Here is a 12,474-nt window from a genome sequence, read left to right on the forward strand (position 1 = left end):
TTACTTGCTTGCAGTGATGGTGTTAATGATAACGGCAATATTCAAATCACCGAAAAAGACATGGAAGCAAGGGGTGAAACTGAGGCTGTAAACAGTATCGAACAGCAAAAAGCCCAAGCAACAGTTTTATTGTCGCCGTTAACAGGTTACGAAGATTTAAGTAAACCGGGAATACTAAATCAGTTTGATTTTGAAAATTCTCGTGGTGAGATTAAAAAAATTGATGATAAAGAGCAATTAGTTGTTCATCTTGATTCAAAGCAGCACCATAGCGCTAGCTTTAGTGTTAAACCTGATAAAAGTTTTAATTGGCAATCGAATGAGCCAATTGGTTTTGCTGTCTCATTGGCTAACCCGAAGTCAACCTCAGTCTTTATTCATGTCAAAGTAAAAGACAGTGCTGGCTTAAGTCATAATCGAAATATTGTGTTACCAGCTAAAAGCCAAGATAACTACTTTATGGCGTTATCTGGTGAAGACTTGTCAATTGAAACAGGCATTAGAAGTAATCCTAATCCTTGGTTAACGGATTATACGCCTATAATTTGGCGTTATGGTGTGAAAAATATTAACCTTAAAAATGTCGCTGAAATTGAGTTTAGTGTCCATGGTGTGCCAGAAGACAAGCAAATCTTGTTGAGCAATTTACAATTGATTAAAGCGACAAAACTTAATGACCAATATTTAGAAAATTTAGTGGATGAATTTGGCCAAAGCACCAAGATTGATTTTATCAATAAAGTGAAATCTACAGATGAATTAATTGCCATTTCTGCAAAAGAACAAGCTAGTTTACGTAAGACCGTACCAGAGGGACGCTCAACTTTTAATGGTTGGAAGGCTGGACCTAAGCTTGATGCAACAGGATATTTTAGAGTTGAGAAGTATCAAGGAAAGTGGAGCCTTGTTGATCCTGAAGGTTATTTATTTTTCTCAAATGGTATTGCCAATATACGCATGGCAAATACTTCTACCATCACAGGGTATGATTTTAATACCACGCATATAACCCCAAGAGCTGAAGGCGATTTCACGCCTGAGGATTCTATTGGATTAAATAGGGCGCCTGAATCTGCTTGGGATACAAGGTATGTCAGTTCTGAGTTAAGAGCTAAGATGTTCAGTTGGCTGCCTAAATATGGCGAGCCGTTATCTGAACATTTTGGTTATCGTCGTGAAGTACATACTGGTGCAGTAGAAAAGGGCGAAACCTTTAGTTTTTATCAAGCAAATCTTGCGCGTAAATATCAATCTAACGACGCTGATGTGTTTATGCCTAAATGGCGAGATACCACAGTCGATCGCATGCTTAGCTGGGGCTTTACGTCATTTGGTAATTGGGTCGATCCCAGCTTTTACCAACTTAATCGAATTCCATACTTTGCTAATGGTTGGATTATCGGCGACTTTAAAACGGTCAGTAGTGGTAATGATTATTGGAGTCCACTGCCTGACCCTTTTGATCCCGAATTTGTAAAACGGGCTCATTTCACTGCAAAGCAAATTGCCGCTGAAGTTCAAAATAATCCTTGGTGTGTTGGTATATTTATCGATAACGAGAAAAGCTGGGGACAAATGGGCAGCATAGAGTCTCAATATGGTCTTGTCATCAACACGTTAGGTATAGACGCAAGCGATAGCCCAACTAAAGCTGAGTTCGTTAAGGTATTACAGACAAAATATACCAACATCGGCGAATTAAACCGCCAATGGGGAACAAATTTTCCTACATGGAAGCGAGTTGAAACCGGTATAGAGATTACTGATTTTAAGGATGAAGTGGTAACGGATTTATCGTTATTACTTGAGCATTATACCAGCGAGTACTTTGCGGTGGTGAGCGATGCTGTTGCGCAGTACTTACCAAACCATTTGTACTTAGGTGCTCGCTTTGCCAGTTGGGGCATGACACCCGAAGTGCGATCGGCCGCGGCTAAACATGTCGATGTAATGAGTTACAATTATTACAAAGAATCGGTAAATGACTCCTTCTGGTCATTTCTGGAAGGCATTGATATGCCAAGTATCATAGGTGAGTTCCATAATGGTTCAATGGATTCTGGTTTACTAAACCCTGGACTTATTCATGCTTCTTCACAAGCCGACCGAGGCGCTAAATATCAAGAATACGTTAACAGCGCACTAGATAATCCGTATTTAGTTGGCTCGCATTGGTTCCAATATATTGATTCTCCTCTGACAGGTCGTGCCTACGATGGTGAAAACTATAACGTTGGGTTCGTGAGTGTGACAGATATTCCTTATCAGCCATTAGTTGATGCAGCAAAAGCCGTCAATCAGCAAATTTATACGAGGCGTTTTGGTGATGTTCACGTTAAATAAAATGATGCCTCGGCTAATTTGCAACACTATCTCAGCCGCTGGCTATAACCATGACTATAACAGTGTTTATAACAGTAGTGATTACAGTATCTATGGCAATACGTGCAGTAACATAACTCGCCGTTTCGGGTCACAGTTATTGGCGCTGTTAGTGATGTATTACACTTTATCTGTGAGTCATCATAGCCAAGCTGCGCCGGTGCTGAATTTACCAGAGCAAGAAAAATCAAGCTTAAGTAATATTCGATATGAGATCTTTGATGATAGGGCGTACGAAGTGTTAAACACATCTGCGCCGCTTCATACGTTAGCCTCTGGGTTTCAGTGGGCAGAAGGGCCTGTTTGGTCTTCTGCTGGCCAGTATTTGCTGTTTTCAGATATCCCTGCAGGCAAAGTGTTTCAATTTCATCCTGAGTACGGGCTTAATGAGTATTTACCTGTAAGTGGCTTTTCTAATGGGCTGATGATTAAAACATCTGATAGTGAAGCTGAGCAATTAATATTGCTACAGTCTCGATCTCGTCAGGTTGCAATAATGCAGGCGTCACTTGATAAACCTAAGGGTAACTATCAACGAGTAGTTAGTCAGTTCAACGGTATGCGCTTAAATAGCCCTAATGATGGTGTGTTAAGCCAAGATGGTAGTTTACTGTTTACAGATCCGCCTTATGGACTAGCGCAGCAGCTTAACGATCCTGAAAAGGAATTGGCATTTCAAGGGGTGTATCGGCTATCTAAGCAACATGAATTAAGCCTAATTGATGACAGTTTACGCTATCCCAATGGGATAGCGTTGGCTGCATCCGTGCCGTCGAGCGACAATACCTATACCTTGTACGTTGCAGCTTCAAATCCACAAAAGCCTGCCTGGTATCAATATACCTTGAATACTGATTGGCAAGTGATACAGCGTCAGGTATTTCATCAATTACCGCCAGTGAAAGACGAAGGACGCGGTTTACCCGATGGATTAAAAGTCCTGCCTTCTGGAGATGTTCTCGCTACAGGCCCAGATGGACTATGGCTATTTGATCATTCGGGAAAGTTACTAGCCAAAGTACATTTGCCCAGTATTGCTGCCAACCTTGCCTTTAACGATGACTACTCCACGGTTTTTGTTACTGCACATCAATATCTTTATTCGCTCGATTTGGTCAAACAACCGCAATAGCACTTGTGGTTGATATTACCTTGGTTCATTAAAAGGATGATAAAAATGAAAAGGAAGTTTTATCTTACTAATACGCAAGCATTTCAAGCATCTGTTATTCCTTCAGCAGATCACTGTGCGGCAAATTCAAGCACTTTACCTGTTACTTTTAGTCAATCTAAAACAAAATTGAGTTCGCTATTGCTAGGCGTTTTGGTTGCGTTAACAGCTTGCCATTCACAGGAGGCAAGTATCGATAAAGCAAGTAAGGGGCAAATAGTTAATACGCAAAACCATCAAACTGATGATGTGTTTGCTGACGAAGTGGTCCTTAAACACTTGGTTGATTTTAATAATGATGAGCAGCTCAGTTGGCTAAAACTTACTGATACGCAAACCGCAGTTGTTCACAATTCCAGTAATAATAGCCAAAGTTTAAAAGTGGATTTTCCGCAAACAGCTAATATTCCCAAATTAACCATCAAACCTGATTCACCTTGGAATGTTGCTGAGTTTCCTCGTGCAAACTTAGCATTGAATGTCACGAATACCAGTGATGAATCTATTCAGCTTTATGTGGACATTACAAACCCTCTTGGACAGTACCAAAGTCGCTCTATCAGTTTAGTTGCTGGATATAATGGCACGATATATTTTCCACTGAGTGGAATTGAGGCGCAAACCGATACCGGAGTATGGGGTGACGTAATACCTTGGAATACCAATGACGATATGATGGTGTGGCGTTCATGGCGTGAAAAAGGCGCCTCATTTACTGAACTGTCGTCATTATCATTTTTTACTATTGGCAATTTACGCGCTAAGTCGGTGATAATTGATGACATTCGTATCCGTCAAAACCCGCCTGTAAAGACAGATAACCCCTTTGACTATCTCGTTGGCTTAATTGATCGCTTCGGTCAAAATAATAAACAACCCACGGCGCTACATATCAATTCAGAAACGCAATTAAAAGCGCTGGCAGATAACGAGCTCAGTCAGTTACAAGCGTCTAGTGGCATGCCTAACCGTTCACAATACGGTGGGTATACCCAAGGACCTAAATTAAACGCGACTGGGTATTTTCGAACTGAAAAAGTCGATGGTAAGTGGTGGATGGTCGATCCAGAGGGCAATCTGTTTTTCTCCCATGGGCCAGCTAATGTACGAATGGCCAACATGAGTACGTTAACAGGGATTGATTATGATGAACCTCAGATAAGGGTAAGAACCAGTGATGAAATTACACCTGAAGATTCGATGGGGATTGTGGATGTTGCTAAAGAGGTGAAAGAAAAACGCTACGTTATTTCATCATTAAGACATGACATGTTCACTTGGTTACCTGACTATGATGCGCCACTAGCTAAACATTACAGTTATCGCAGAACAACTCATAAAGGGCCAATACCTTATGGCGAAACATACAGCTTTTACCGCGCTAATTTAGAGCGTAGATATAATGAGATGGATGTTGCTTCCTATCCTGCGGTATTTAAGCCATCAAACTATCTAGAAGAAAATCAGCATCTGGAACAAAAAACACAACATTCTTCGCAAGCTAAATACTTACAAGCTTGGCAGGATGTCACTGCAAAACGTATGCATGATTGGGGCTTTACTTCATTTGGCAACTGGGTTGACCCTGGTTTTTATCAATCCAATCAGGTTCCTTATTTTGCCAATGGCTGGATAATTGGTGATTTTAAAACCCTGTCAGGTAAAACTAATCATTGGGGCTTAATGCCAGATCCGTTCGATCCCGTATTCGCCGAGCGAGCACAAATTACCATTGATGCCATTGCAAAGGATATTCAATCTTCACCCTGGTGCGCCGGTATTTTTATTGATAATGAGAAAAGCTGGGGTGAGAGAGAAGGCTCAGTTGAAGCGCGTTATGGTGTGATTCTTGATGCGCTTTCAAAACCCGCTAGCCAAAGTCCAGCTAAAAAAGCCTTTGTTAAGGTGCTGCAAGAGCAATATGGCGCTATCGATAACATTAATGCAGCGTGGGGAGCGCAATATAGTCAGTGGAGCGATCTAAACCTTGGACTCGAGTTTGCAGACCATACTCCTGAGTTAATTGCCGATTTATCACTGCTGTTAGAAAAACTTGGCGAGCAATATTTTAACGTTGTTCACAACACGCTAGAGAAGGTATTGCCGAATCATTTATATATGGGGGCAAGAATGGCAAACTGGGGGATGCCTGATGAAATCATTAAAGCATCGCTTAAATACTCAGATGTACTCAGCTTCAATATTTATGAAGAAGGGTTACAAACTGATTATTGGCAGTTTTTAGAAAAAGTGGATTTACCTGTTGTAGTAGGAGAATTCCATATTGGCACAGCAACCGACTCAGGTATGTATAGCCCAGGTATTGTCCATGCTGCGAATCAAGCCGATCGAGCGCGTATGTATAAAGCTTATATGAAAAGTGTGCTAGAAAAACCGTATATGGTTGGCGCACATTGGTTTCAATACATTGATGAACCCATTACTGGCAGGGCGTTTGATGGCGAAAATGCCAACATAGGTTTTGTAACGGTCACTGACGTACCTTATCCTGAAATGATTCAAGCTGTTAAACAAGTCACCTCTACCATGTACCAACAGCGATATGGCCAATAGTGATTAGCCCTATATAAATCCAGCTTTAGGCTGGATTTATTTTTGTTCATCTTTCATTGATTGCGTGTTTTTAGTTACTGTAACATCATGAAATATAAATGATATTAATGGATTATCTGAATGAACAAGGCTGTTAAGGATACAAAGCAACAGAGTAATAAGGCGACTTGCAACGTCTTAAATACTGATACCAAAGCGCATTGCAAAACTTATGCAATAGCTGATATGGACATTCCCCAACAAAACCTCCAATCAAATCTCCAACAAACGCCTCAACTACGTACCCAAGATATTGATTCTCAGTCGGGAGCAACAGCGCCAGTTTCATCAGAACAGCATGGAGTTAAAAGCCGTGTGCGGACCCAAGTTCCTTTATTGAGTTTGGCATTGGTCAGTTTTGCTACTTTTATTGGCTGGATAATTTATCAAGCCAATACTGGTGGCAATAACATATTTTTTGATTTAGTGAGAGTCGTTCCTTACGGCGATAAAGTTGGCCACATGATGCTGTTTGGCACGCTGACATCACAGGCCTTGATTGCATCTCGAGCGGCATATTTTAACTTTTTTGAACGTAAAATTTATTACGCCATTGTCGCAATCAGTAGCTTAGTGTTTATTGAAGAAGTCAGTCAGGGATTTATCGCGACACGTACCTTTGATATCGGCGATTTAACGGCTGATGCAGTAGGCATCACTTTATTTAGTATGATCACCATTAAATGGATTAACCGCAACCGATAGTTGAGCGGGAAAATGACATAGGACTCATCAAGATTTAATAAGTAAAGTTTTCAATCAGAAAAGCTATCCTTTGTTTGACTGATTGACAGTATCGCCACAAGTATAATAGGTTTTATATAAGTGACTTATGATAATGTGTTAAATATGGACTAGACTAAGGCGCAAGTATCAAGCTGTGTCTTGCTACCGCCGAATGGCTAGCTTTTCAATTTCATTAGGTTGCACTCGTTAATAAGTTGCACGAGTTTTATTTTTCCTTTCTAGATACAAGAACTTTCATAAGGATTTTGAATGGTCTTCTTTATCGTTTCTTCATTGTGTTCACTACAGCCCATGGGCTTAAAGCTGTGGCTCACTATTCAGTTGTACATTCAAATTTCAACGACATTACTCGCTAACTCAACGACAATTTACAAAGGTGATTTATGACTGTTTGTTTTGATGAAATTCAACGCTTAAAGCAAAGTATTCAAGCATCAGTCATTGGACAAGAACATGTTGTCGATGCGCTCATATTATCCTTATTAACGAATGGTAATGTGTTGCTAGAAGGCTTACCTGGCACGGCTAAAACTCGTTCAATCAAAGCGCTTTCAAATGCATTAGAAGTGAGCTTAGGGCGTGTGCAATTTACACCCGACTTATTGCCATCTGATGTGACAGGGACTGAGATTTATCAAGAGGTTGAAGGAAAATCCACGCTGACTTTTCAACCTGGACCAGTATTTAACAACTTACTATTGGCAGACGAAATCAATCGTTCCCCAGCTAAAGTGCAAGCGGCACTGCTTGAAGCAATGGAAGAAAGGCAAATCACTGTGGCAGGTAAAACCCATGTGCTACCTAAACTGTTTATGGTGCTTGCGACTCAAAACCCAATTGAGCAAGAAGGAACTTATCCTTTGCCTGAAGCGCAAATGGATCGCTTTATGATGAAAGTCTTGTTGGATTATCCTGATGCTGAGACTGAAGTAAAGATTATTGAGTTAGTACGTGCTGAAGAAGCCTTATCAGTGGACAAACCGGCACCGATAGATCCTACTCATATCTTTAATGCACGAGATATTATTCATCAAATTCATATGAGTGATGCAATAACCACTTATATAGTTGCTATTGTGATGGCCACTCGTCAACCTTCTCGTTATCCAGATTCCCCCTTGGCTCAATGGTTATCCGTCGGTTCAAGTCCTAGAGCCAGTATTGCGTTAGATAAATGTGCTCGCGCCTCGGCATGGCTTGCTGGTAAAACCTTTGTGGATCCTGACGATGTTCGCTCCATAGTACATAGTGTATTGCGTCATCGTTTGGTACTTAGCTACGATGCAATTGCTGATGGGGTAACGCCTGATCAGGTTATCGATGAAATATTACGTCAAGTGATAGCGGCCTAGTCGAGCTTTATGATGGATAAATCTGACAGTGATATTTATGTTTCTATTGAGCAACTTAGAAAGCTGCAATACCAAGCTGTAGGGGTTAATTTTACTCCACGCCAAGCAGTGAACAGTGTCTTAAATGGCCGCTATTCATCTAAGTTACGTGGCCGTGGATTAAATTTTGAAGAACTCCGGCATTATCGTCCAGGTGACGATATCCGCTGCATGGATTGGAAAGTCACTAAACGCACAGGTAAACCCCATATAAAAGTCTATACCGAAGAGCGAGAACGCAACGTATATTTGATTGTCGATCAACGTGCTGCGATGTTTTTTGGAAGTAAAGGCAAAATGAAATCAGTAATTTGTGCCGAGTTAGCAGCACTGATTGGTTGGCGCATTGTTGGTGCAGGCGATCGAATTGGCGCGTTGGTATTTAATGATGATTCAGCGTCGGTTATTCCTGCCAAAAGAGGCGGTCAGCATCTTGCGCAAATTTTTAAATCGATAGTAAAACAAAATCATCAATTAGGTGCGAGCAACAATAGCACTCGTGCAAGTGACAGCTTGAATCAAAGCTGGCATAAAACTGCACAAGTTTGTGGTCACGACTCGTTAATTATTTATATTGGTGATGGTAATGGTTGGAACGATAAAACAACGCATTTAATGAAGAATATTAGACGCCATAATGAAGTGATCGCCTGCAACATTATTGATGCGTTAGAGCAAAAATTACCGAGTATGGCGCAAATGGTCGTCAGTGATGGAAAACTTCAAATCCAATTTGATGCTTTAGGCAAAAATCAACAGCAATATCAACAACAAATAGAGTCAAAATTGACTTTATATGCGCAAACCGCCCGTAAATATCGCGTACCCTTATTGACCATTAATACCATTGACCCTGTTAGCACGCAGTTGATCAATGCGTTTCGCCGAGGTGGTGAATGACTCAATTTGGTGATACGTGGGGCAGTAGTATTGTAAAAGACTTAATTGAAACAGATGCGCCCAATGCCATTAGCTGGTGGCCACAAACTTTTGGCTGGCAGGTTGTTGCACTAATCGGCCTTACGCTTGTTTGTCGTAGACTGTATTTTGCTTGGCGTTTATACCAGCATAATCAGTATCGTCGTGATGCGATAGCATGGTTAAACTTATTACCTCCCTTTGAACAATTATCTGCTCAACCTATCTATCGTCAATTACCGAATCTTGTTCGTAAAACCGCTTTAGGTGGTTATAAGCGCACCGAAATTGCAACATTATCAGCTGATGAATGGACACAGTGGTTGAGTAAACAGTGTCCTCAAGCCAAGTTTGAAGATATCGGCTTTACATTACATGAGTTAGCTTATGATTCTGCTTTAGAAGTGACTACTGCACAGATGACGAAGTTAATTAACCAGATACGAATTTGGATAGAACAACATCGAGGTGAGTATGATTGAGTTTGCTTACCCAGTATGTTTTGTTTTGCTGCTTGCCCCAGTCATTATGTATTTTATTGCGCCTGCTTATAAAGAAAAGCGCAGCTCTATTCAAGTGCCGTACTTTGAACAGCTAGTTGATATTACAGGTGAGAAACCGCAAAAAGGGGCGGTAATACTGTCAAGAAAGCATATTCAAAAATTGCTGTTAATACTTGCTTGGCTATGCATTGTTGTCGCGATGGCCAAACCTGAAGTTATCGGTACACCCGTCACCCAGCAAAAGTCGGCTAGAGACTTAATGATTGCAGTGGATCTATCAGGATCTATGGCGGTAGAAGATTTTGTATTGCCAGAAAATCAGTCTAACGAGGTTGATAGATTAACGGCAGTAAAACAGGTTTTACGTAAGTTTGTCAGTCAGCGCGACAGTGACAGGTTAGGGTTGATTCTTTTTGGCGATGCGCCATACCTTCAAGCGCCATTTACCAATGATTTAGATACATGGTTAACACTGTTGAATGACACGCAAGTTGGGATGGCTGGACAAAGTACCGCTTTTGGAGATGCCATTGGGTTATCCATTAGCGTGTTTAACAGCCATGAGACACAAAATAGAGTGCTTATTGTGCTTACCGACGGAAATGATACCGCTTCGAAAGTCCCCCCTGTTGAAGCTGCAAAGGTTGCTGCGGCCTCTAACATCAAAATTTACACCATTGCCATTGGCGATCCTATCGCTGTTGGTGAAGAAAAAGTTGATATAGCTGTACTAGAAAACATTGCCTCAATAACAGGCGGGCAAAGTTATCAAGCTATTGATACACAAGCGCTTGAAAATGTTTATGAAGCGATTAATGAATTAGAGCCAGAATTATTCGAGTCGCAAACCTTTAGGCCAAAAACCAGTATTCATTATATTCCCATCGCACTGTTTTTAGGTTTGTATCTAGTGTCGTTGTTAATCGTCACCTTGCGTTTCCCTAATGTGAAAAAAGGGGCTAACTAATGGATCAATGGTTAATTCAATTACAGCACTTTCACTTGCTCAGACCTTGGTGGCTATTAGCCTTATTACCGCTGGCATATATTGTTTATCGTATAAAGTACCGTCAAGATAATTTAGTGAATTGGCATGAGCATATGTCAGCTAAAATTTTACAGACATTGACAGTCAAAGGGGATAATCAACGGATTATTTCACCTTTAAATTTGACCATAGTTTTAGGCATTATCAGTGTATTGGTTTTAGTAGGTCCAACATGGAAACAGCAACCAAGCCCATTTACAGAAGATAAGTCAGCGCTGATTATTGCGTTAGATTTATCTGAGACGATGGAGCAAACGGATGTATTACCTACACGCTTAACACGTGCGAAACAGAAAGTAATTGAGTTATTGGCTATTCGCGGTGATGCCAACACAGCACTGATTGCTTACACTGGCTCGGCACATACAGTAATGCCGATAACTAATGACAGCGAGATGATAAAGCAGTTTTTAGATTCACTGAGTTTTAAGATAATGCCTAATTCAGGGAAGCAACCACAGACTGTTTTACCGATTGCCAACGGATTACTTGAAGCAACCCAAACCCCTGGAACCATTTTATTCATTACCGATGGCACCAGTGATAATGCATTTAGCGCTTTTGACACCTATTTTTCCAAGGCACAACATCAGTTAGTGGTTTGGGCGATTGGGCGTGATAATGCAAGCTCGGTCGAATCTGGCTCAACCATTATTCCAATGCAGCAAGAACGATTAGAAACCCTTACAGATAAGGCTGGTGGACGGATAGTTATATTGACTGATGATAAACAAGATATCGAAAAGGTAAATGGGTATATAAATAACAATCTCGTTATTAGTGAAGATGAAAGCCGGCCTTGGTTAGATGCTGGCTATTGGTTGGTGTATATCATTGCAGCAATATATTTACTCTGGTTTAGACGAGGGTGGACACTGCAATGGTAAATTCGTCGATCAAATTTATCGTAAATGAACTCACCATGGTGATTGTGAGTTCGTTATCGAAAGTATCTGCATGGTATACAAAGTGGCGCACTCGAATAATGGTTTTTCTTATCATTGTTGGTGCTTTATTCGCTATTTTAAAACCTCAATCTTTTGCTGATTTATGGCTAACTCGAGATCAACAAGGAATGTTGCTGTTTAATATGGGTTATTACCAGCAAGCGAGTAATCATTTTAGTCTTGTACGCTGGCAAGCATTCAGTTTGTATGGCGCAGAAGAATTTGATCAATCTGCTATTTTATATGACCAGTTTGAAGATGAAATAGATCAAATTGCTCGTGCCAATGCATTAGCGCACGCAAGGCGATATGTAGCAGCTAAAAATATCTATCAACAAGTATTACAAACAGCACCAAATAATAAGCAAGCGAAGCATAATTTAGCCCTTGTTCAAGGCATTATTGATGAAGTGAATCGCATAGCTGAAAGCCAGCAGGGTGAAGTAGGAGACTCGCCACAAGAGCTAGGTGACGATCCGCAAACTGGTGATGGTGCAAAGAAAAAAGAAATGGTGCTAAAGGTAGCTGAGCATTATGACGCAAGTCAGTTGTTGCTTGACCCTAAGTTAAATGAAATGTGGTTAAGACAAGTTCAAAAAGATCCTGCGCGGTTCCTAGCGAATAAATTTCAAATGCAAACTGCCCCAACATCGCTAAACTCGCGACCGTTAACCACCAATGAGGAGAGTCAATGATGTCTTTTCTCTGCGATGTTTTTACAAGGCAGAACTTGCTGTTTAAACTCTTAGTTTTG

Annotated in this window: 10 protein-coding genes; all 10 read left to right on the top strand. The window is 40.8% G+C overall.

Going from position 1 to position 12,474, the window contains the following annotated elements:
• Window positions 1-60 precede the first annotated feature (60 nt).
• The 10 genes from SJ2017_RS09730 (at window position 61) to SJ2017_RS09775 (ending at window position 12,415) form a co-directional block, all read left to right on the top strand.
• Entirely contained in the window at window positions 61-2,343 is a 2,283-nt protein-coding gene (locus SJ2017_RS09730; RefSeq protein WP_167692954.1) for an agarase, read from the top strand.
• Entirely contained in the window at window positions 2,327-3,514 is a 1,188-nt protein-coding gene (locus tag SJ2017_RS09735) for an SMP-30/gluconolactonase/LRE family protein (protein WP_167692907.1), read from the top strand. The genes SJ2017_RS09730 and SJ2017_RS09735 overlap by 17 nt, the downstream gene beginning before the upstream one ends.
• A 45-nt stretch (window positions 3,515-3,559) precedes the next feature.
• Complete coding sequence (locus tag SJ2017_RS09740; protein WP_167692908.1) at window positions 3,560-6,127, top strand: agarase; 2,568 nt, start codon at window positions 3,560-3,562, stop codon at window positions 6,125-6,127.
• Between the two features lie 225 nt (window positions 6,128-6,352).
• The gene (locus tag SJ2017_RS09745; RefSeq protein WP_156003438.1) at window positions 6,353-6,871 is read left to right on the top strand and encodes a VanZ family protein; all 519 of its coding nucleotides are present in this window, start codon (window positions 6,353-6,355) and stop codon (window positions 6,869-6,871) included.
• Between the two features lie 425 nt (window positions 6,872-7,296).
• Entirely contained in the window at window positions 7,297-8,265 is a 969-nt protein-coding gene (locus SJ2017_RS09750; RefSeq protein ID WP_080915626.1) for an AAA family ATPase, read from the top strand.
• Window positions 8,266-8,274: 9 nt separating this feature from the next.
• Window positions 8,275-9,204, top strand: a complete 930-nt coding sequence (locus SJ2017_RS09755; RefSeq protein WP_080915627.1) for a DUF58 domain-containing protein — start codon at window positions 8,275-8,277, stop codon at window positions 9,202-9,204.
• Window positions 9,201-9,704: a DUF4381 domain-containing protein gene (locus SJ2017_RS09760; RefSeq protein ID WP_080915628.1), complete on the top strand. Its 504-nt coding sequence runs from the start codon at window positions 9,201-9,203 to the stop codon at window positions 9,702-9,704. Before SJ2017_RS09755 ends, SJ2017_RS09760 begins: the two co-directional genes overlap by 4 nt.
• Entirely contained in the window at window positions 9,697-10,692 is a 996-nt protein-coding gene (locus SJ2017_RS09765) for a vWA domain-containing protein (RefSeq protein WP_080915629.1), read from the top strand. Before SJ2017_RS09760 ends, SJ2017_RS09765 begins: the two co-directional genes overlap by 8 nt.
• Entirely contained in the window at window positions 10,692-11,660 is a 969-nt protein-coding gene (locus SJ2017_RS09770; protein WP_080915630.1) for a VWA domain-containing protein, read from the top strand. Before SJ2017_RS09765 ends, SJ2017_RS09770 begins: the two co-directional genes overlap by 1 nt.
• Entirely contained in the window at window positions 11,654-12,415 is a 762-nt protein-coding gene (locus tag SJ2017_RS09775; protein ID WP_080915631.1) for a hypothetical protein, read from the top strand. Before SJ2017_RS09770 ends, SJ2017_RS09775 begins: the two co-directional genes overlap by 7 nt.
• The last annotated feature ends 59 nt before the right edge of the window (window positions 12,416-12,474 follow it).

The organism is Shewanella japonica (genome assembly GCF_002075795.1).
GTDB lineage: Bacteria > Pseudomonadota > Gammaproteobacteria > Enterobacterales > Shewanellaceae > Shewanella > Shewanella japonica.